Source organism: Alteromonas sp. 76-1, from assembly GCF_900654235.1.
GTDB lineage: Bacteria > Pseudomonadota > Gammaproteobacteria > Enterobacterales > Alteromonadaceae > Alteromonas > Alteromonas naphthalenivorans.
The window spans coordinates 1,527,703-1,548,787 of sequence record NZ_LR136958.1 but is presented as its reverse complement, the minus strand read 5'-3'; the positions used below and the strand labels follow the sequence as shown (position 1 = coordinate 1,548,787).

The window sequence follows — 21,085 nt, the reverse complement described above, 5'->3', positions numbered from 1 at the left end:
AAGTATTGTGGTTTTTAAACAAGCAAACACTCACTTGTGAAAGCTTCAGAGCAAGTTAATGGTTAAGCTCGTAAATAGCAAAGTAGTATCTAAGTACTATAGGATAACAATGAACAATTTTATTAATGATAGGTACGCGCTCGTTAGCATTGTGAATAGAGCAAAGTTAATACTTGCTTTGCTCGTTAGCACTTCGCTAATAGGCTGTGCATCATCTGGTAGTGCGTTGCAATATTACTTGCTTCATTCAACCACTTCTCCCTCTGCAACCCAGCAGGCGCCTAACCCTCACCGTTTATTAATAAATAAGATTATCCTGCCCGATTATTTGAAGCAACGTGGCCTTGTTTATCAAACCAGCTCTACCAGTTTACATATCTCGACTGGTCACCTTTGGGCCGAGCCACTTGATGAAGGTATCACTCAATCATTAAAAGCATCATTGCGTACCCAAGGTGTAATGTTAGTTACCCACAATATGAACGCAAAAGAGGTTAATGACTATTTAACCTTACAGATAGATGACTTTATTGCGACATGGCAAGGCGATATTATTCTAAGCGGTCAATACATTGTAAAACATATCGACGAATCGCAATCAGCAACGGATTTTGAGTACACACTACCGCTTGCAGTCGATGGTTTCCCCGCTAGTATTGAAGTTATGCGAGAAGCAATAAATAGATTAGCAGCCGACATAGCGAGTGAAGCCAAGAAGGTGAAATAGTAACACTTATGCTTAACCCTATAAGAAAATTCATAGACCGCGGTACACATAATTCACTACCTGATGACATAAATCGTCGGATCAGAGTAGTCAATATGTTTTCTGCTGTAGGTATGGGGCTCACTTTTTTCTTAGGGGTAAGGGCGTTATTCGCACAAGATACTCAACTTGCATGTATTTTGTTATCAGCCTGTGTTTTATTTGCTATTTCTCACAAAATACAATCTACGATAGGAGCCAAACGAGGCAGTTTCATTTCAGCCATGGTTATCATTGCCTGTCTGATGTCTTTGATGCTAATACTTGTCATTACTGGTGGAAATGCGGGTACTGGACCGCTCTGGATCTTTACAGTACCACCTGTGACTATGTTTTTTACCGGTTTTCGTCGTGGGCTCTTTGCACTAACCGGGTTTGTCACCCTCATTATTATTGTACTATTTGCCCCTGATAATGCGCTTCTTGCCACTGAATATTCTTACGAGTTTAAAACACGTCTTATTTATTCATTTATTACCATCTCTTTTTTATCTGCCTTTTACGAATATAGCCGGCAGCGCAGCTACAGTACCGCAATGTACTTAAGCGAACAGTTCGAGCGTCAAGCCAGATACGACCCTCTTACCACCATTTTGAACCGTAGAGGCGGGCAGCAGCAGCTCGAGCAAGAACTTAGCCGAATGCAACGAAATAAAAAGCCGTTTTCCATTGCTCTTGCTGATATTGATAGATTTAAATCTATTAATGATACCTTTGGACATGATGCGGGTGATGAAGTTCTAAAACAGGTTGCCAACGTTTTCAGCAGTCGCGTGCGCGTACAAGACAGCCTCTCTCGATGGGGAGGCGAAGAGTTTTTGTTTATTTTCCCCGAAACTAATGAGCAAGAAGCGAAAACGGTTATCGAACAAATAAGAGAAAACCTGAGTGCTAAAGCTCTGCTGGTTGATGGAAAGTCTCATCGAGTCACGTCAAGTTTTGGGGTATGCGAGGTTACGTCATCAATGACACTTACGAGTGCGTTAAACCTGGCCGACCAAGCACTTTACCAAGCAAAAAATGACGGCAGAAATAGAGTATGTAGCGCTTCAGAGCTTAAACGCGAAAGTAGCCGCTAGCCTTATCATTATTGTCACTCCCTCCTAAACACTCTTTTTACGTGCAAGTATTGCCCACACAAAGCCTTTCTATTTATTGACTCACGTTTAGTTACAATTGATGAATAACTTAGACACAGTTTGGCGTTAAACTACTCTCAGCTAATTTTTTAAAAAAGACCCGATTATGAAATGGATGAAATTCATACTTCCCGTTGCCATCTTGGTAGTAAGTTATTTTATAATGAAAGGCATTGAGGCCTCTGCCTCAGATTCAGCCATAACAGAAGCGGTAGACACGCGTCCCACCGTCACTATCGAGCAAATTGATGTTGAAAGCTCTGTCATTACATTATCTTCATATGGAGAAGTGCAGCCACTAGAAAGTACAAACCTTGCTGCTCAGGTCTCGGGTGAAGTCGAGTCTTGGAACCCTAAATTTGTAAGTGGCGGACTGGTTCGACGAGGTGAAGTATTATTCTCGGTTGAAAAAGATGCCTACGAGGCAGCGCTATTACTCGCGCAAGCTAACCTTTCCAGCGCACAAGCCCAATTAATACAAGAGCAAGCTCAAGCGGATGTAGCGGCACGAGAGGCCAAATCTATGCCTGATGCGAGGGTCACCGACTTATATCTTAGAAAGCCGCAAGTTATGAGCGCACAAGCATCGGTTAAATCGGCAGAAGCTCAACTCAAAATTGCCAAGCGCGACTTAGATAACTGCGAAGTGGCTGCCCCTTATGATGCCCTTATTATTTCAAGAGAGATCAGTACCGGCGATTATGTTACCCAAGGCACTACCGCGGCGGTTATCAATAATATTGAGCAGGCAGAAATCACCTTTCCTATCGCGGGGTTCGACCGGGTATTCTTAGATGAAAACACCCTAGGAACAAAAGCGATACTTACCCTTGACGATGTAAGCAAAACGCAAGTTACCGCGACAATTCATCGTGACACGGGCGTTATCGACAGTGCCACCAGGATGACCCATTTTGTAGCCAGAATTGAAGACCCTTACGCCCTGAATGCAACTAAACCTATCGTGAAATTCGGTACCTATACCACGATAAGTTTTGAAGGTAAGAAGCTAGAAGATGTATACCGTATTCCACAAGAATTAGTCACCAACCGCACGCTTTGGACAATAGATGAAGAAAGTAAGTTGGTCTCGCAAAAAATTCAGGTTATTCGTGAAGATGGCAGCGACTTTCTTATTCAAGGCACTTTTAACCCGAACAAAGTGGTGATGTCTTTACCTGAATACCCTCAAAATGGCATGGAAGTAAAAGTCATCGATAACAGCGCTGGTTTTGTGGCGAACAGCGACACCGCGAAATAGGAGCGCCACCATGAATAAAACTAATTCAGAAACGGGCATTATCGCGTGGTTTGCCAATAACGCCGTAGCCGCGAACCTATTAATGATATTTATCATTTTGATGGGCTTGGCCAGTTACTTTACGATTCAGCGCCAAATGTTTCCCAACATCGAAATAAACTACATTACGGTGTCGGCACAATATCCTGGTGCATCTCCACAAGAAATAGAAGAAAGTATTCTTATTAAGGTAGAAGAGGCGTTAAAAGACGTTACCGAGATTAAAAGAACGGTAGCCCGCGCTTTTCGTGATTCTGGAACCGTTACACTTGAAATCGATACTGATGAAGAACTCACCGATGTACTCGATAAAGTTAAACTGAGAGTTGACGGTATTGCTACCTTCCCTGCGGGAATGGAGCCGGTAAATATATCGCAAATTGAGTTTCAACAAGACGTGATTGAAATGCCATTGGTGGGCGATTTACCTCTTCCAGAGCTTAAGATCATCGCCAAAGAAATTGAAGATGAACTGCTTCAACTTAACAATGTTTCCTTAGTAGACATATCGACACCAAGCGATGAAATTGCTATTGAGATAAAGCCGGAAATGCTGCGTAAATATGGCCTAAGCATTGCCGATGTTAGCCGTGCAATAAGCAACTATTCCACCAATATTTCTGCCGGGCAATTGCGTACCAACGCAGGTATTATTTCTGTCCGTGTAGAAAACCAGTATTACAGCGGCACTGAGTTTGCTCAAATTCCCGTTAAGATTGGCTCTGCAGGGGCAAAAGTGACTTTAGGTGACATTGCCACAATTAAAGATGGCTTTACCGAAGGCGAACGCTACTTTAAATACAATGGTAAAAACGCCATTTACATGTCGGTAAGTGCGACTAAATCACAAAATACCATCCCCGTGGCTAACACGGTGAAAGCCTATATCGAGCAAAGAAATAAAACCCTTCCCAACGGAGTGAGCTTAGAAATATTGGTAGATATGACCTACTACTTGAATGCTCGCTTAGACATGATGCTTAAAAACCTGTTTCAAGGCTCCATTCTTGTCGCCTTGATGCTGACCCTATTTCTACGTTTCAAGCTGGCCTTGTGGGTTATGGTAGGCTTACCGGTATGCTTTTTAGGTGCTGTTATGCTGATGCCGGTATTTGGCATCAGCATTAATATTCTATCGCTATTTGCATTCATAATGGTGCTGGGTATTGTGGTAGACGATGCCATCGTCATAGGGGAAAGTGCTTATACTGAAATAGAAAGCAAAGGCGGCGGTATTGATAACGTAGTTCGCGGCGCAAAGCGCGTTGCTACGCCAGCCACATTCGGTGTTTTGACCACCATTGCCGTATTCGCTCCATTTACTCTAAGTAGCGGCCCTGAAGGCGCCTTCTTCTATAATATCGCAATTGTGGTTATCTTTTGCTTAGCGTTCAGCTTAGTTGAATCAAAGCTAATACTACCAGCACATATTGCACATACACACTTTACACCGATAAAAAAAGGAAGCTGGCGGGATAAATTTAATACTCGATTCTACGGCTTTGTAAACGGTCCTTATAAACGCACCGTTGAGCGCGCGTTGAAGTGGCGTTGGGCAGTATTTTTCCTGTTCTTTGGGATATTGATGATTAGTATCGGGCTAATCAACGCAAACTATGTACGAATGGTGCCTAATCCGAAAGTGCCTCATGACTTTCCTAGCGTTCGCATTGAAATGAATGAAAACGTGTCGGATGCTGCCACCATCACAGCGTTAAAAACGATAGAGCAAACTATTTTAGACGTTGAAGAACAAGTTATTGAAGAGTTTGGCACCGGTATGATCCGCGACAGACTGGCCTTTAATAATGAGCGTACCCAAGGCCAAATTCTGACTCCGTTGGTGCACGAAGACAAACGCCCTATTGATACCTTCGAGTTAGCAAGGCGCTGGCGAGAAGCCATACCTGACATTCCCGGTATGAAGTCGTTCACCGTAATAGACGATGTGAATGGCGGAAATGGTGATGATGGTGAATTTGGCTATCTTTTATTTGGCCCTGATATCAACACATTGAACGCTGCAGGTTTGAAGTTTATTGAAATGCTGCAACAACAAAATGGACTATTCGATGTTAGTTCAACCATAGATCCTGCCAGCAAAGAAGTGCAATTAGTTATGTTGCCTGTGGCCTATGACTTAGGCTTAACCCTTTCTGACATAGCTTCTCAGGTTGGTGCTAGCTTCTATGGCGGCGAAGCACAACGCGTTATTCGTAATGGCGAAGAAGTGAAGGTGATGGTGCGCTATCCCGAACTTACCCGTGAGCGTTTTGCTGATTTGAAATATACCGTTATCAAAACGCCTGAAGGTCGTGATGTATTACTTGGCGATGTAGTCTTGTTAGAAGAAAAACCAGGCATCAGTTATATTCGCCGTGAAGGTGGATATCGTAGCGTGTATGTGTGGGGCAATATCGATGAAGAGGCGGTAGAGCCGAACGAAGTGGTAGAGCAGATTAAGGAAAAACTACTTCCTCAGTTACAAGAAGAATTTCCATCAGTGATGACCGAGCTTGGCGGGGATATTGAAGAACAGCAATCGCAGCAAAGTGAGCAATTGTTATTTTTCTTAGCCGCGATGATTATGGTCTATATTCTTCTGGCCGTACCGCTTAAAAGCTACGGGCAACCGCTTATCATAATGTCGGTTATTCCATTTAGCTTTACTGGGGCAATATGGGGTCACTTCTGGCTCGGCCTAGATTTAAGCATGATGTCTACTTTTGGTCTGATAGCCGCCGCTGGAGTGGTGATAAATGATTCCCTAGTAATGACAGACTTTGTTAATCAACGCCGCGCACAAGGCTACAGTGTTAGAGAAGCGGTGACAGAAGCTGGCAGTGCGCGCTTCAGAGCTATCACACTGACTTCGATTACTACCTTTGCCGGTGTACTGCCGATTATGTTTGAAAGTAGCCTACAAGCGGCGTTCGTCGTACCCATGGCTGCCGCTCTTGGTTTTGCTGTACTTTACGCCACACTGGTTACTTTAATTCTAGTGCCTTGCTTGTACTTAATCTTGCTCGACTTAGCCGTACCGTTTTCGTGGATAAAACACAAAATCTTTCGTAGATCTCGTGCAAATGATTCTGAGGTAGAGGTTGAAATTGAGTGTGGCAACTAGGTAAGTTTTTTTAACGTCTAGCAACATTCCCACTGGCGTAAAGCGGTGGGAATGTTAAGACGCAGAAAGGAAATACTGTAAGACTTATAAGTATAATGATTAGCTCATTATACTTATAGCATTTGCTATTGAATTAAGTGTTCGTACCATAACGACAAAGCATCATTTCAGTCACGCCTTTTGCAATTTGCAGCTTACGCGTTTCAGTAAGCGGGTCTTCTAACTTAAACAGTTGTGGCCAAAAGCACTGCCCTTTCACCAGGCTATCCATCTCTTCAACCACCTGCTCAATGTCATCGAAATCCATACGATTGTCTTTTCTTGCGGCTTTTAACCACTTATGCATTGCTTTTTCTTGGGCTTGAAGTTGGGCAACTTCATCTTTTAATCGGGTGGGCTCATAAAAAAAGTGCCCAATAGCAACACGAGCCAATTCTAGGTGTTCATCAGCGCTCATAAAATTTATGTCGGCCATAATCAGCTCGGTGAGTTGGTCGGCCAGCAAGATCTCTGGATCATAAGGCGCACCTATATCAACAAGGGCAGATTGCCACTGTTCTTTAATAAGGTGCATCACCAGCTCTTCCTTTGCTGAGAAATGGTTATACACTGTTCTTTTAGACACGTTCGCTAGCTCGGCCAGCTTGTCCATGCTGGTTCCGTTAACGCCAAATTCCTGAAATGCTTGCTTCGCTGCTTGAATAATAGCATCACGCTTAACATCACTTCGGGTACGTGTAGTACTAGTCATAATTTTACTGTCTAAACATATTATGCATTCATTTTACACTGCGCAGTTTACTTTTCAATGGATGATCTTTAAAATGCACCGCACAGTTTACTTTAATTATAGGTGAGTATAGTCGTCTATACTCTATTCACCACAAATACGGATCGAAAAATTCCTATGCCCATTTCGCGAATTCGTCAGCTTGTTGCACTTACTGCTTTATCTGTTCTCATCCTTGCTGGTTGTTCATCAGAGGACGATGTACAAGAGAAAACGGTAGCCCCTCGCTATGTAAAACTTGCTGAGGTGAGTACTGTTCCTGCATTTGATGAATTTACCTTTCCGGCAGTCGTTTCTGCGGTAAAAACGGTTGATCTTAGCTTTGAAGTATCAGGTAGATTAGTTCAAACCGACTTAACGACAGGTAACGATATTGAAGAAGGCAAGCTGTTAGCCACGATTGACAGACAACCTTTCGAACGCCGTGTCGACGAACAACGCACCCGTTTGGAACAGTCTAAACGCGAATTAGACCGTATTGAAAAGATGTATGCGCAAAAACTGGTAGCGCAAAGTACCCTTGATACTGCAAAAACCACCTACGAATTAGCTGAAATAGAACTAAAAACGGCAAAGCAGGATTTAAGTTATACCCAATTATATGCACCTTTCGATGCCAAGGTTTCTCAGCGTCTTGTTGAAAATAATAGCTTTGTAGCCGCCGGAACGCCTATTGCTCGGTTACAAGATGTCTCTAAAATTTACTTCAATATTAACGTGCCTGAAAGGCTACTCACCGCGAACCTTAATCGTGGAATAGAGCAAGCTAGTGCATCGTTAACGACAGAAGAAACACAGTGGTATCCAGTTAATTATGTAGAGCACAACACTCAGCCCGACCCTGTATCGCAAACTTACGAAGTCGTCTTTGCTATGGAGCCACGTGCAGATTTACCTCTTACGCCAGGCGCTCGCGCTGTTGTGAAAGTGAGCTTACAGGGTTCACCATTTCCTGACGGTGTTGTTGTCCCAGTACAGTCGTTAGTGGGTGACAAAGCCTCAGGTTTTGGGGTTTGGGTATATAACGAAAGCAGTAAATTAGTGAACAAAGTTAGCGTTACTGTTGAACACATTCACGAGGATTTCGCAGTACTAAGTGGTTCATTAGCGCTGGGTGAAAAGGTAGTTGCAGCAGGCGCAACTAAAATGCGAGCAGACATGAAGGTTCTTCCTTACGAGGGAGAAAAGTAAGTTATGGATATCGCTCGTTATTCAATTGATAAACCCGTAAATGTATGGCTAATGGTGGTGATACTGCTGTTGGGCGGTATTATTGCAATGACCAATATTGGTCGTTTAGAAGACCCAGAATTCACGATTAAACAGGTGAAGGTTTACACCAGCTACTCTGGCGCTGGCGCAGAGAAAGTGGAACGGGAAATTACCGAACCATTAGAAATTGCTATCCAGCAAATGCCGCAACTAAAAGAACTCACATCAATCTCTTCGCCAGCCTTATCTGAAATTACTGTCGAAGTTAAAAGCAACTATGACAGTACTGAACTTCCACAAATTTGGGATGAACTTAGGAAGCGTTTACGAGACGCCGCTACATCCTTGCCGACAGGTGCACAAGACCCTGTAGTTTTTGATGACTTTGGTGACGTTTACGGCCTTTACTACGCTTTGAGCGCCCCCGACTTTACCACCAGTGAATTACGGGAATTTGCGCGCTTAATTCGCAGAGACTTATTAACCACAGATGGGGTAGCAAAAGTCACGGTAAGTGGTGTGCAAACCGAACAGATAGTTGCCTACGTGAACCCTTATCAGCTTGCCGGATTAGGTATTTCCTTTCCTGATTTAACCTCGCTGTTTGAAGATAACTTGCGCCCTTTTAATGGCGGAAGAGTGTTGGTAGATGAAAAGAATGTACGATTAATCGTAGAGCGGGCACCAGATAAAATTAAAGAAATATCTAACCTTTCATTAGTTATTCCAGGTACCAATCGCTCTATTCGCGTTTCCGATGTCGCCACGCTTAAATTAGAGCCTGCAGATATCCAGTCACAACTTATTCGTTATAACGGCGAAGAAGCCTTGACCGTATCGGTTTCAGCGCTGTCTAACGTGAACATTGTTGATGTTGGCAACCGAGTAAATGCTAAAGTGGATCACCTACTGAATACCCTTCCTGTGGGGATTACCCTTACCCCCATTTACGACCAAGCCTCGGTGGTTGATGAGTCGGTCGATGGCTTTATTTCAAACCTTGTGATGTCGGTAGTCGTCGTTACTCTGACGTTGTGCCTATTCATGGGTTGGCGCTCTGGCGTAGTGGTAGGCGCAGTACTGTTAGTTACCGTACTTGGCACTATTCTTATCATGTGGCTTATGGATATTCAGCTTCAACGCATATCCCTTGGCGCTATGGTTATCGCCATGGGAATGTTAGTAGATAACGCGATTGTAGTGGCCGAAGGCATGATGCTGCGAATGGCTACCGGCGCGTCGGCCAAAGATGCGGCAAGCTTTATTGTGAAGCGAACACAATGGCCTTTATTAGGTGCAACAGTAATAGGTATCGCGGCCTTCTCGGGAATTGGGTTATCTGATGATGCTACCGGTGAATTTTTATATTCCTTATTTGCTGTTGTATTAGTTTCTTTAATGATGAGCTGGGTACTAGCCGTTACCTTAGTGCCAGTGCTTGGCGAATTAGTGTTTCGTAAAGGCGTGAAGCAAACCGATGGCGATGAACCTACTGTGTTGCAGCGCTGGTTCACCAAAACCCTCACCGGGGCACTAAAATTACGATGGGTGACCATTGCCGTACTGGTGGTCATTACCGTGGTGGCCTACGGCAGTTTCGGTATGGTAAAACAAGGCTTTTTCCCGCCCTCAAATGCACCGCTTTTCTTTGTGCATTATTGGGGCCCACAAGATCGTGATATTCGCGCTACCGAAAAAATCATTAAAGAAGCTGAGCAACGTATTTTAGCGCAAGAAAATGTAACGGCTGTCACCACCATTATTGGTCAAGGAGCAGATCGTTTCACGCTTACATACGCGCCCAAAAGTGCCAATGAAAACTATGGATTTTTCATGGTACGGGTTAATGAGTTAGAGAATATTCCTGCCGTTCAAGAAAAGCTTTCCGGCTTGCTCGATAATATTGACCTTGATGCTAACTTCTACCAAGAGCGTATGCAGTTTGGTCCAGGTTCTGGCGCTAAGCTTGAAGCACGCTTCTCAGGCCCTGATGCAGAAGTGTTACGTACCCTCGCCGAAGAAGCGAAAGGCTTGATGTTCGCTGATGGCAATATTAAAGATATTCGCCACAATTGGCGTGAAAAAGGCGTGGCTATTAATACCCAGTACGATAATTACAATGCCGGTATTGCGGGCGTGTCTCACTCAGACTTCAGTCAAACGGTGCAGTATGCTAGTAGCGGGTTGCGTTTAGGCAGTGTGCAAGACGGTGATTATGCTTACAGTATTGTGGCAAAAATGGGGCATCCCGATGACACCGCCATTCAATCAGTCCGAGAGAGCCAAGTATGGTCTTCTCAGCAACGTCAGTACGTGCCTTTTACCCAGGTATCGAGCGGTTTAGATATAGTGACAGAAGAGCTACGTATTCATCGTAGAGATAGATTGCGAACCATCACCGTAGAGGCTGAGCCAGGCGACAATGAAACTGCCGCGAAAGCATTTGCCCGTATTCGCCCTCAAATTGAAGCGATGGACATTCCTGCCGGTTATGCTCTTGAATGGGGCGGCGAATTTGAAAGCTCAAGTGAGGCGCAAGCTGCACTAGGTGCAGGCTTACCTGTGGGCTTCTTAGTGATGTTCATAATCTCTGTATTGCTATTTGGCCACGCCCGTCAGCCTCTTATCATTTGGCTAGTAGTGCCCATGGCTATTGTCGGTGTAGTGACAGGGCTTCTGTCTACAAACATGCCGTTCGGATTTATGTCACTTCTTGGGTTCTTGAGTTTATTTGGTATGTTAATTAAAAATGCCATTGTGCTTATCGAAGAAATAGACCTACAAATTGAAGAAGGGATAGAAATTAAAAAGGCTATAGTGGAAGCGACGTTAAGCCGTTTACGCCCTGTAACACTGGCCGCATTAACGACTATTTTAGGTATGGCACCCCTGTTATTCGATGCCTTCTTTGCAGACATGGCAGTTACGATTATGGGCGGATTAACCTTTGCCACCATACTCACGCTTATTGCCGTACCTGTGCTGTATAGCATCTTATTTAGAGTGAGTTATCGAAAAACCAGTTAGTTTACATATGGTAAGCTAACCGACAAACAAAAAAGGTGCGTATAAACGCACCTTTTTTATTCATGTAAACATCGCTAATTTATCTTTTCTGCTACTTACTCAATTAGCGGTCTAACCTTTCTTAGCATTTACCCTCGCTTCCATAAAGCGCATAACATCTCGCCAAGATACTATCCCAATTGGGCATCGTTTCTCATCAATGATGGGGATACAGGAAATCTTATTTTCATTGAACAAGGAAATGGCGCTAACAATTGAATCGTTTGGAGAAAGAGTAAACACGTTTCGCGTCATAATCTGATGCGCTTTTTTTTCCAGTGTTGCTCTATCGCGAAAGCGTTCATTAACCGTATTGGCAAAAGGGCTAGTCGCTTTTAACACGTCACGGTCTGAAATGATGCCTTGAAGTTGATTCTGATGCACTACCACCAAATGATGAAACCCGGTTTCGGCGAACAAAGTCTGTATCAACTCTAAACTATCATCCATGTGTACACTGACTACACGAGTAGACATGATATGGGACAAACTCATGGTATTCCTTTTACTCTTATTTTTACGTTAGGCCTAACCATTCCTATAGTGCTCAATAAGGGCGCAGCGTGCAATGTTGCTGCCCCCACTTTTTGATTTAAAGACTCACACAAATTTTACCAAAGTGTTTACCCGACGCCTCAAAAGCAAACGCATCCGATAGCCTTTCTAGGGCAAATGTTGTATCAACCACAGGTTTGAAGTTCATACATTCCAAGGCACTTACAAAGTCCCATTGCTCTTTATTGCTACCCACAATAATCCCAGTTAACCTAATTTGTTTGCGCATAAGAGTAGCTGTTGGGATATCACCTTTAATACCGGTTAACACCCCAATAAGTACAATACTTCCCCCTACTCTACATGCATGAATAGATTGTCCTAGTGTGGCTGGACCGCCCACCTCTACCACATGATCAACCCCTGTTCCGCCAGTCCATTTGGCAACGGTTTTGCCCCACTTTTCATCTGTTTTATAGTTAACCGTAAAATCTGCACCTAGGGCTTTTGCTTTCTCTAACTTGTCATCAGAGCTTGAGGTAATAGCCACTTTCGCTCCCATTGCTTTGGCTATTTGAAGCGCATAGATAGAAACACCGCCGGTGCCTAACAACAGAACCGTGTCACCTGCTTTTAAGCCGCCTTCTACGACTAATGCTCGCCAAGCTGTTAATCCTGCTGTCGTGATAGTAGCCGCTTCTTCATGAGACCACCCGCTCGGTGCTTTAGTAAACCACTGCTGCGGTTTTACCACGACTTCTCTGGCATAACCGTCAATACCGTCGCCAGGTGTGCGACTAAAATCACCTACCGTAGGTGCGCCACTTAACCAGTCAGGGAAAAAGGTAGAAACCACATGGTCTCCTGGGGCAAATTGTGTAACGCCTTCCCCAACTTCTACCACTACGCCAGCGCCGTCAGACATAGGAATACGATCGCCCTCTGTGGGAATAGCACCCGTCGCTACACTGTAATCATGATAATTTAGAGAGCTAGCATGGATCCTTACTTTAATTTCATCGTTGCCGACGACGGTTGGCTCTGCTTCGTCTGCGCAGTAAAGTGATGCTAATCCTTCACTGTTGTCTTTCAAACGCATTACTTTCATAAAATTTCCTTCCTGATTAGCAAGTGAAGATAGTTTAGGGGATGTTTACAATTGCGAGTACAAAATACCAATAGCGCTAAAAAACTCGCAACGCAACATGCGAACATAAGTAAATATGCTCTATGGTTTAATACAGAGATAAGGATATTGACGATTAATTAAAGGCGAGAGAAAAAATAAAAGCCCCTTGGCGAGCATAACGGCTATCACCAAGGGTAAAAGTGCGCAAAGGGTGCGCTTAGGGAAAGTAAACAGTACAAATCTAAAAGTTAGCACAAGTCGTTATTTCAAGAGCTTGTTCAAGAACGTATTCAACAGCTTGTACTCGAAAATTTAAGAGGCTACATCGATAACGATTTTGCCCATGGCTTTGCCGCTTGCTAAGCGCGCATGTGCATCACTTACTTGATCAAGGGTAAACACCTCGCTATCCAAGATTGGGGTTAATGCACCTGCATCAACAATGTCGGTTATAGCGCGTAATATAGCGCCATGACTTTCACGCTTGTAGTCGTGGATCATAGGGATCAGCATGAATACCACATGTAAGCTCAAACCTCTGAAGTGCACAGGGCTCAAATCAGTTTCAATCAATGAAACAGTAGTCGCCACTTGACCACATAGTTTTGCTGCTTCAAAAGAGCTCTGTAAATTGCCGCCACCCACAGAATCATAAATCACATCGAAACCTGCGCCATCAGTGTGCTTAGCAACATAATCAGCCACTTTTTCTGAGCGATAATCAATATAAGTAGCACCCAGCTTCTCAATAAGGGCGGCTTGCTCATCTGAGCCCCCCGTAGCAAAGACGGTCGCACCAAAGTGACGGGCCATTTGGATAGCAAGGTGACCTACACCGCCAGCGCCGCCATGGACCAACACCGTTTGATCTTTTGTAGTTTGTGCGCGGGTTAATCCTTCATAAGCGGTGATCCCCACTAAAGGTAGCGCTGCCGCTGCACGCATAGATAGAGATTTAGGTTTTGGCGCTATCAAACGCACATCCGCTAGAATGAGCTCAGTTAATGTACCTTGCAAGTCAGCTAATCCACCCGCGCAACCGTAAACTTCATCACCTACATTAAAGTCTTCTACGCCTTCGCCTACAGATTCGATTGTTCCGGCGAAATCCATCCCTAAAACACCGCCTGGAAGTTTAGGGGAAAATGGTAGGTCTTGACCTATTTCACGGATCATGGTGTCTACAGTGTTTACGCTAGTTGCTGCAATACGCACAATGACGTGGCCCGCTTTAAGTCGTGGGGCATCTATTTCAGCCGCAGTAAATACTTCAGGTCCGCCAAATTCGTTAATAACCATTGCTTTCATGTGAGTAGCCTCGTTGCGTTAAGTTCGAGACTAATAATAGACACTAGCCAGGCATATGATAATTGGGTTATAAACACATACAGTTTATAGATTTTATTGATAATCCATTATGAACATCGATCACCTTAAGCTTTTTGTACGTATCGCCAATACCAATAACATCAGTGTTGCTGGGCGTGAACTGAATGTTTCACCGGCCGTGGCTAGCGCTCACATTAATAAATTGGAAGAAAATTTGGGTGTGCGGCTTATTCACCGAACCACGCGAAAAGTGTCGTTAACCGATGAAGGAAAACTATTCTTACCTCATGCGGAAGAGGTGCTATCAAGTATTGAGATCGCTCAAGCCGCCGTTGGGGTTGGCTCACAAACGCCACAGGGCACATTGCGAGTAACCGCTCCAGCCTCTTTTGGTCGCCTACACTTAGTACCCGCTATGGAAGAATTCTTAGCCTCTTACCCTCAGCTAAATGTCGACTTTCGATTCAGCGACAGTATTTTAGATCTGATAGAAGGCGGGTTTGATGTAGCAATTCGTGACGCGGTGCTAAAAGACTCTAATCTGCACGCTAGGAAACTGGCTGATGACAAGCGAATTATTGTAGCGTCACCAGACTATATTAAGAAATATGGTGCGCCGAAAACTCCACAAGACATACCTCAACATGCTGCTGTAAATCTTATGGGTTTGGAAACATGGGAATTCGACACACCGCAGGGCGTAGTATCGATAAAACCTAAAACGCGAATTCGTATGGATAATGGTGAAGCAGTACGGGACGCTGCTATTGGTGGCAACGGCTTAACCCTCACGGCCACCTGGTGTAGCTACCCATATCTTGAAAGTGGTCAATTGGTTCAAGTCTTAAAAGATTACCCCCTAACCGCTGAGTGTGCACTGTGGGCTGTATATCCAAGCAACCGTTTATTAGCGCCCAAAGTGCGCGCCTTTATCGACTTTTTAAAAGAGCGGTATAGTGGTGAACCCTACTGGGATAAAGCGTTAAGAGAAGCGGGTCTTTAACAAAAAAAAAGAAAAGTCATAAAAAAACCACAGCAAGTAAACTGTGGTTTTTTGTCTATTCGAAGCCGTCAGTCTTAAATTTTACTAACTAAATGCTTTTGCCTAACATACGTCGTAACGTGCCGTCTTTGTCCATAATGTGGTGTTTTAACGCACCGGCAACGTGAAGTACAACAGCACCAATCAATACATAGCCTAAATAATGATGTACAGTGCCGCCGAGTTTTGAAAGCTCGTAGTTTATTGGCAACGTTTTTTCAGGGTCTTCTACACTGAAATTTTGTGCGAATACCTCTAATCCAAACACAGATAAACCGTGGCCACCCAGTACCGAAGTCATAAGCCCTGATATTGGCATTAGCAGCGTGCTAAGAATAAGTACCCAATGAATCACTTTAGCTACGCCGTGTACTAACGCAGAGTAATCCCCTGCCGCTGTAGGCCAACCATTTTTCATTCGCCATGCCACCCTAGCTAATGCTAGGAACAGCACAATAAAGCCAAAAGATTTATGCCACGAAAATACCCAATAGGCATTTTGCTCTACCATATAGACACCTGAAGCCAGCATGCCAATTATGATTAAGCCAACAGTCCAGTGTAAAAATAGTGTGGTAGGTGAAAACTTTTGATGTGTATCGTACTGCATATTTTCCTCGGGCAACGCGATGGTTATTAACGCGATAGTTATTAATGTGCTTCTCTATAAAAGACATGTGAAATTGCGCTCTTATACCTTTCATAGAGCCTTGCTACTTTTTACCGCAAATGCAATTACGTTTTGCGCAACTTGCAAAGTAAAGCTCACGAGCCTTTTAGCTATTCTAAATTAAAAATTCAACTTAGCACGGGAAAATTTGCTTGGGTATAGGGGGAAACGCCTATAAAGCGCCCCCCTCAGCTTGAAGACTAGGGCTAATTCCCTTTCGATTACAGTAAATATGCTAAAGGGGAAATGGCCAAAAAACGCCCTTAACCCCTAGCCCAAAAACGTATGTCACGAAGCTGTTTGATAAACGCATCTGGCTTGATAGATTCGATATCCAACCAACCATCGTCCATTGCATCACCCAAACCTGCAGCTTTAATCAATGGCATGGCGTTCGCCGTGTAACCTACAAACTTCTGGTGAGCATGCGCATCTGAAACAAAATCTTTTGCTTCAGGTTTCATCGATAAAGATGTTGCGCCATTTTCTGAAAGTAATAATAGTACCGCGTCATAAAGCACAGATGGTCCACCATCTACCTTTTGATGCGCCGCAATATGTTTTCCTTCGCTGCATGTTACACCACCTACTTTAGGCGCCACTAACTCAAACATAGCCCCTTCAGCCATTAGGGAGTCGATAACATTTGAAAGCATATCGGCATCAATTCCATCAGACACAAGAATGCCTAATTTACGGCCTTTAAAAGTGCTAGGAGCATTTTTTAAGATACTAAGAGCGTCGGATACCGGTAAATCTTCTCTTGTAGGCATCGCTGCTTCAGCGGGTTCAGGCATTTCTAAAAAACCCAACTCTTGTGCAACGCTTTCGGCTAATGCTTTATCTACATTTAGCAAATGAGACACTACCCGCTCGCGAATAGCTAACCGTTCAACTTTTGACAGTTCGAACGCAAATGCATCACGCATATGTTTTTGCTCTGTTTCAGTTTGACTAATATAAAACTGACGTGCTTGGCTGTAATGGTCTGCAAAGGTTTCTGAGCGGTAGCGTGTTTTACTGCCTTCCATAGGCTCTGCATGTGATTGATAACCCGTCTCTGGGCACGCACGAGGGTTATTTTCATCAGCATCCCACGAATTTGGTTCGTAATTAGCGCGCCCTTTCGGGTTTTGCATTGCCATATGGCCGTCTTGTTGAAAATGGCGCATTGGGCATTTGGGTGCATTAATAGGAAGCTGCGTAAAGTTCGTGCTACCTAGCCTCTTTAACTGCGTATCTAAGTAGGAAAAGTTTCTGCCTTGCAACAAAGGATCATTGGTAAAGTCGATACCTGGCACTATGTTTTGGGTACAAAACGCCACTTGTTCCGTCTCTGCAAAAAAGTTATCAACCACTTTATTAAGTACCATTTTGCCTACTATTTTCACTGGCACCTGTTCTTCAGGGATCAGTTTAGTCGCATCCAAAACATCGAATTCAAAATTGTCTGCAAAATCTTGGTCGAACACCTGAACGCCTAATTCCCACTCTGGGAAGTCACCTGCTTGTAAGGCATTCCACATATCTCGGCGGTGAAAATCAGGATCTGCGCCATTAATTTTAAGTGCTTCATTCCATACGACCGACTGTAAACCTTGCTTTGGCTTCCAATGGAATTTAACGTATTTCATCTCACCTTCTGCATTTATAAACTTGAAGGTATGCACACCGAAACCTTCCATAAATCGGAAAGATCGAGGTATTGCGCGATCTGACATAGCCCACATCAACATGTGTGTAGATTCTGGCGATAGACTGGTAAAGTCCCAAAAGTTGTCATGGGCAGTTTGCGCTTGAGGAAAGCCGCGGTCAGGCTCTTGTTTTGCAGAATGAATAAGATCTGGGAACTTAATAGCATCTTGAATAAAAAATACAGGGATATTGTTTCCTACCAAATCCCAGTTACCCTGCTGAGTATAAAACTTCACGGCAAAGCCGCGCACATCTCGCGCTAAATCGGGTGAACCTTTATTGCCCGCAACAGTAGAAAAGCGTGTGAATACAGGCGTTTTTTCGCCTTTACGCTGGAAAATATCTGCTGATGTAATATCTGATAATGATTCGTAAGTTTCAAAATAGCCGTGAGCGCCAAAGCCTCTAGCATGTACCACACGTTCAGGAATACGCTCGTGGTCGAAGTGAAAAATCTTTTCTCTAAGTACGTGATCTTCTAAAACAGTAGGCCCTCGTTGGCCAGCTTTAAGAGAATTTTGATCGTCGTGAATGGGGCAACCTTGCGCTGTTGTCATAGCTGGGTGTCCATTACCCGCGGTTTGATGTAACTCGCCGCCTTTCCCTTTTTGTCCTTGGTATTTAAACGATTCAGCCATTTCAGTTCCTTATAGAGATAACCTAATTGATTACGTTGTAATAACGGTCTCGGGTGATACATTCATGTTTCAGAACTGAACGAAGCAAGGAGAATTCCATGTTAAATTATTAAATAAAATTAATAACTTAAGTTGAAACCGATTTATTGGCATTAGAAGAATTACAAGAAGAAGGAACATTTTACAGACTCGCAAGGCAAGCAATGATAAGGATTAAAAATAGTACAAAGGCAAGATTGAAAAAATGAAATAGTGCCGAATAGGCAAAACACACCAGAGGCTCTGATGTGTTCTACATGAAGATGCTAATGTTTGGAAATAATTAACTTAGGTGACAGGCAACAATAGATTCAATTGCATTAACCAATTGCTCTCTATTTGCTGAGTTTTCACCAAATGGATGTGCAGGCGCAAACTGATTGTTGTCGTTGTCAAAATATTCACCTTTTACGTTTGCAAACCTATCACTAAGAGCTGCTTCCACAAATATCTTCGCACCTATTGCTAAATCACCTCCGGCTACACCATAAGCTTCTTTCACCATTTTACTGCCTAACAAAGATTTAGGATTAACAGACACGAACAATGGCCCTGTTGCTGCGTATTTTTCGGCAAAAAAGCGTGTCCACATGGTTATAGCAAGCTTGCTTTGTGCGTATGCCATGCCGTCACTCATAGAAGGGCCTTGACTTAGCAGGTCAAAATTAACAGGGGCTTGAGCTGCAGATGATACGTTTACTACTCGCCCATCACTTGGCATAAGTGGTAACAAACGTTTGGTAATGATGAACGGCGCAATCGTATTCACCATAAAGCGTACGTCTAAGCCTGCGCTTGTCTCAATTGCGGGAGAATGAAACACCCCGGCATTATTAATGATAACGTCAATGGCTGAAAAAGCGCCTGCCACATCAGTTGCAAAATTATCAACTGCTTGAAAGTCGCTTAAATCTGCCACGAACCCTGTCACCTTTATTGCAGGGTAATCGGCACCTAACATTTGCTCTACACGCTTTAACTTATCAGCACTTCTTCCGTGAATGATCAAATTATGCCCTTCGTGAGCTAACAATTTTACGGTTTCAAGACCAATGCCGTCGGTCGCGCCTGTTACTAATATGGTTTTCATCCGTTTATTTCCTTTTTAATTTCGTAAAGTAGAGCGCGTTTGACTCGGTACTCATTTAGGCTGCTAGGGTTTAAAAACTGTTGAATCAAGACTACCTTCCTCGAACATGAATGATAATTATGCATTTTAAGAATTAGTTTCAACAAAAGATTGATAATGCCCCCGCCAAATGTGATTCACTTATATCTATAACGTAATATTTCTAAAAACCCGCTAGCCAGCGTTTTAAATTGTTTATAGACTGCAGGCATAATAATGAATATGCGACAGGTATAGGGTTGCCAGGGTGATATCACCGCTGGTTCAACATAAATACACAGTTTAGTTTTATAGGGTTCTCAAGTTAATGTCACAACAAAAAGTAGGTTTAGTGGGCTGGCGCGGTATGGTTGGCTCAGTGTTAATGCAGCGCATGCAAGAAGAGCAAGATTTCGCGCACATTGAACCCACATTTTTTACTACGTCGCAAAAAGGCCTTCCGGCGCCAGATTTTGCAGGTGCTAACGCTGGCGTACTAGAAGACGCATTCGATATTCAAGCGCTTGCGAAGCAAGATATTATCATTACCTGCCAAGGCGGTGATTACACCAAAGAAGTGTATTCTTCACTGCGCGACACCGGCTGGAATGGATACTGGATAGACGCAGCGTCAGCGCTGCGCATGAAAGACGATGCAGTCATTGTTTTAGATCCTGTAAACCGCAAAGAAATTGACGCTGGCGTTGAAAGCGGCATTCGCACTTTCGTAGGTGGAAACTGCACGGTATCGTTAATGTTGTTGGCACTAGGTGGCTTATTCGAAAAGGACTTGGTTGAGTGGGCTTCACCCATGACATACCAGGCTGCTTCTGGTTCTGGCGCTAAGCATATGCGCGAACTTATTAGCCAAATGGGTGCCATTCACACTAATGTAAAAGCAAAATTAGACAATCCAGCGTCTGCTATTTTAGACATCGATAAGCAAGTCGCTGAGTTTATCAGAAGCGATGATTACCCTTCTGAACAATTTGGCGTGCCGCTAGCAGGAAGCTTAATTCCTTACATTGATTCGCAGTTGCCATCTGGGCAAAGCCGTGAAGAATGGAAAGCGCAAGCTGAAGCCAACAAGATTATGGGTTTAACTGAGCAGCCTATTCCTATTGACGGCATTTGTGTGCGTGTAGGCGCTATGCGTTGTCATAGTCAGGCTATCACCATCAAATTAAAACAAGACTTGCCAGTTGAAGAGATTGAGCAAATTCTTGCCCAGCATAACGATTGGGTGAAAGTGGTACCAAATGACCGTGATGCCACCATGCAAGAATTAACGCCAGCGAAAGTGACAGGTACGTTGTCTATTCCTGTAGGTCGAATTCGTAAATTGACCATGGGGCCTGAATATATTTCAGCCTTCACCGTGGGCGATCAACTGCTATGGGGTGCTGCCGAGCCGCTTCGCAGAATGCTGCGTATAGTTCTCGATAAGGCGTAAATACCCCTTGATTAAGCCGCTAATGCTTAATAAATGGTAGCGTAAACACCGCTAAAAATAAGTGACAAAGCCCAGCTTTTTCTAAGC

Annotated in this window: 15 protein-coding genes; 8 read left to right on the top strand and 7 right to left on the bottom strand. The window is 43.8% G+C overall.

The window, feature by feature from the left end:
- Window positions 1-109 precede the first annotated feature (109 nt).
- From ALT761_RS06470 to ALT761_RS06455, 4 genes are all read left to right on the top strand, one after another.
- Window positions 110-727: a PqiC family protein gene (locus tag ALT761_RS06470; protein ID WP_172602858.1), complete on the top strand. Its 618-nt coding sequence runs from the start codon at window positions 110-112 to the stop codon at window positions 725-727.
- A gap of 8 nt (window positions 728-735) precedes the next feature.
- Complete coding sequence (locus ALT761_RS06465; protein WP_129737421.1) at window positions 736-1,845, top strand: GGDEF domain-containing protein; 1,110 nt, start codon at window positions 736-738, stop codon at window positions 1,843-1,845.
- Window positions 1,846-2,011: 166 nt separating this feature from the next.
- Window positions 2,012-3,166: an efflux RND transporter periplasmic adaptor subunit gene (locus ALT761_RS06460; protein ID WP_129737419.1), complete on the top strand. Its 1,155-nt coding sequence runs from the start codon at window positions 2,012-2,014 to the stop codon at window positions 3,164-3,166.
- Window positions 3,167-3,176: 10 nt separating this feature from the next.
- Window positions 3,177-6,332, top strand: a complete 3,156-nt coding sequence (locus ALT761_RS06455; protein WP_129737417.1) for an efflux RND transporter permease subunit — start codon at window positions 3,177-3,179, stop codon at window positions 6,330-6,332.
- 133 nt (window positions 6,333-6,465) lie between these two features.
- Here the strand turns inward: ALT761_RS06455 and ALT761_RS06450 are convergent, their stop codons facing one another.
- Window positions 6,466-7,083, bottom strand: coding sequence for a TetR/AcrR family transcriptional regulator (locus ALT761_RS06450; RefSeq protein ID WP_129737415.1), 618 nt, complete (start codon window positions 7,081-7,083; stop codon window positions 6,466-6,468).
- A 156-nt stretch (window positions 7,084-7,239) separates the two neighbouring features.
- Between ALT761_RS06450 and ALT761_RS06445 the strand changes: the two genes are divergently transcribed.
- Complete coding sequence (locus ALT761_RS06445) at window positions 7,240-8,313, top strand: efflux RND transporter periplasmic adaptor subunit (protein ID WP_129737413.1); 1,074 nt, start codon at window positions 7,240-7,242, stop codon at window positions 8,311-8,313.
- Window positions 8,314-8,316: 3 nt separating this feature from the next.
- The gene (locus ALT761_RS06440) at window positions 8,317-11,361 is read left to right on the top strand and encodes an efflux RND transporter permease subunit (protein WP_129737411.1); all 3,045 of its coding nucleotides are present in this window, start codon (window positions 8,317-8,319) and stop codon (window positions 11,359-11,361) included.
- 111 nt (window positions 11,362-11,472) lie between these two features.
- Here the strand turns inward: ALT761_RS06440 and ALT761_RS06435 are convergent, their stop codons facing one another.
- From ALT761_RS06435 to ALT761_RS06425, 3 genes are all read right to left on the bottom strand, one after another.
- Complete coding sequence (locus ALT761_RS06435) at window positions 11,473-11,895, bottom strand: CBS domain-containing protein (RefSeq protein ID WP_129737409.1); 423 nt, start codon at window positions 11,893-11,895, stop codon at window positions 11,473-11,475.
- A gap of 97 nt (window positions 11,896-11,992) precedes the next feature.
- Window positions 11,993-13,003, bottom strand: coding sequence for a zinc-dependent alcohol dehydrogenase family protein (locus tag ALT761_RS06430; protein WP_129737407.1), 1,011 nt, complete (start codon window positions 13,001-13,003; stop codon window positions 11,993-11,995).
- Window positions 13,004-13,336: 333 nt separating this feature from the next.
- Window positions 13,337-14,332, bottom strand: a complete 996-nt coding sequence (locus ALT761_RS06425) for a zinc-dependent alcohol dehydrogenase family protein (protein WP_129737405.1) — start codon at window positions 14,330-14,332, stop codon at window positions 13,337-13,339.
- A 109-nt stretch (window positions 14,333-14,441) separates the two neighbouring features.
- On the opposite strand from ALT761_RS06425, the gene ALT761_RS06420 reads away from it, so the two are divergent.
- Window positions 14,442-15,356, top strand: a complete 915-nt coding sequence (locus ALT761_RS06420; protein WP_129737403.1) for a LysR family transcriptional regulator — start codon at window positions 14,442-14,444, stop codon at window positions 15,354-15,356.
- A gap of 88 nt (window positions 15,357-15,444) precedes the next feature.
- Here ALT761_RS06420 and ALT761_RS06415 read toward each other — a convergent pair whose 3' ends face one another.
- The 3 genes from ALT761_RS06415 to ALT761_RS06405 form a co-directional block, all read right to left on the bottom strand.
- Window positions 15,445-16,005, bottom strand: coding sequence for a cytochrome b (locus tag ALT761_RS06415; RefSeq protein WP_013784841.1), 561 nt, complete (start codon window positions 16,003-16,005; stop codon window positions 15,445-15,447).
- A 323-nt stretch (window positions 16,006-16,328) separates the two neighbouring features.
- Window positions 16,329-18,398, bottom strand: coding sequence for a catalase (locus ALT761_RS06410; protein ID WP_129737401.1), 2,070 nt, complete (start codon window positions 18,396-18,398; stop codon window positions 16,329-16,331).
- A 322-nt stretch (window positions 18,399-18,720) separates the two neighbouring features.
- A complete protein-coding gene (locus ALT761_RS06405) occupies window positions 18,721-19,527 on the bottom strand; it encodes an SDR family NAD(P)-dependent oxidoreductase (RefSeq protein WP_129737399.1) in 807 nt (268 codons plus the stop codon).
- Window positions 19,528-19,873: 346 nt separating this feature from the next.
- Between ALT761_RS06405 and asd the strand changes: the two genes are divergently transcribed.
- The gene (gene asd / locus ALT761_RS06400; RefSeq protein ID WP_129737397.1) at window positions 19,874-20,998 is read left to right on the top strand and encodes an aspartate-semialdehyde dehydrogenase; all 1,125 of its coding nucleotides are present in this window, start codon (window positions 19,874-19,876) and stop codon (window positions 20,996-20,998) included.
- Window positions 20,999-21,085 lie beyond the last annotated feature (87 nt).

What these genes read in the sequence shown, in the direction of transcription:
- ALT761_RS06470 (WP_172602858.1), top strand. Translation starts at nt 110, where the DNA reads ATGAACAATTTTATTAATGATAGGTACGCGCTCGTTAGCATTGTGAAT.
- ALT761_RS06465 (WP_129737421.1), top strand. Translation starts at nt 736, where the DNA reads ATGCTTAACCCTATAAGAAAATTCATAGACCGCGGTACACATAATTCA.
- ALT761_RS06460 (WP_129737419.1), top strand. Translation starts at nt 2,012, where the DNA reads ATGAAATGGATGAAATTCATACTTCCCGTTGCCATCTTGGTAGTAAGT.
- ALT761_RS06455 (WP_129737417.1), top strand. Translation starts at nt 3,177, where the DNA reads ATGAATAAAACTAATTCAGAAACGGGCATTATCGCGTGGTTTGCCAAT.
- ALT761_RS06450 (WP_129737415.1), bottom strand. Translation starts at nt 7,083, where the DNA reads ATGACTAGTACTACACGTACCCGAAGTGATGTTAAGCGTGATGCTATT.
- ALT761_RS06445 (WP_129737413.1), top strand. Translation starts at nt 7,240, where the DNA reads ATGCCCATTTCGCGAATTCGTCAGCTTGTTGCACTTACTGCTTTATCT.
- ALT761_RS06440 (WP_129737411.1), top strand. Translation starts at nt 8,317, where the DNA reads ATGGATATCGCTCGTTATTCAATTGATAAACCCGTAAATGTATGGCTA.
- ALT761_RS06435 (WP_129737409.1), bottom strand. Translation starts at nt 11,895, where the DNA reads ATGAGTTTGTCCCATATCATGTCTACTCGTGTAGTCAGTGTACACATG.
- ALT761_RS06430 (WP_129737407.1), bottom strand. Translation starts at nt 13,003, where the DNA reads ATGAAAGTAATGCGTTTGAAAGACAACAGTGAAGGATTAGCATCACTT.
- ALT761_RS06425 (WP_129737405.1), bottom strand. Translation starts at nt 14,332, where the DNA reads ATGAAAGCAATGGTTATTAACGAATTTGGCGGACCTGAAGTATTTACT.
- ALT761_RS06420 (WP_129737403.1), top strand. Translation starts at nt 14,442, where the DNA reads ATGAACATCGATCACCTTAAGCTTTTTGTACGTATCGCCAATACCAAT.
- ALT761_RS06415 (WP_013784841.1), bottom strand. Translation starts at nt 16,005, where the DNA reads ATGCAGTACGATACACATCAAAAGTTTTCACCTACCACACTATTTTTA.
- ALT761_RS06410 (WP_129737401.1), bottom strand. Translation starts at nt 18,398, where the DNA reads ATGGCTGAATCGTTTAAATACCAAGGACAAAAAGGGAAAGGCGGCGAG.
- ALT761_RS06405 (WP_129737399.1), bottom strand. Translation starts at nt 19,527, where the DNA reads ATGAAAACCATATTAGTAACAGGCGCGACCGACGGCATTGGTCTTGAA.
- asd (WP_129737397.1), top strand. Translation starts at nt 19,874, where the DNA reads ATGTCACAACAAAAAGTAGGTTTAGTGGGCTGGCGCGGTATGGTTGGC.